Source organism: Pseudoalteromonas sp. S3178, from assembly GCF_005886985.1.
In the GTDB taxonomy this organism is placed as follows: Bacteria; Pseudomonadota; Gammaproteobacteria; order Enterobacterales; family Alteromonadaceae; genus Pseudoalteromonas; species Pseudoalteromonas carrageenovora.
Map to the genome: position 1 here is coordinate 1 of NZ_PNCW01000327.1, position 227 is coordinate 227.

At 41.9% G+C, this 227-nt stretch carries 1 protein-coding gene; it reads right to left on the bottom strand.

Features of this window, described 5'->3' with window-relative positions:
• On the bottom strand, nt 1-227 hold a 227-nt coding region (locus CWC11_RS22900; protein WP_171038498.1), incomplete at both ends, for a hypothetical protein.

The window sequence follows — 227 nt, forward strand, 5'->3', positions numbered from 1 at the left end:
TCACGCGGCTCATCAGCGTGGCGAGATCTACGGGTAACTTTTCACTTGTCATTCTAGCAAAGAGTGCGATGAATTCATGCTCAAGTAATTGTTCATTCTCTAAGCGCCATAATGCATTGGTGAGTAGTGTTTGTAACGAAATAGAGGGGTTATTAATGATTTCATCAAATGGTGTAGAAAATAAAAAGTCGACGGCGTCCGTGTGTGGTTGTGGTGTAGATCTGAAT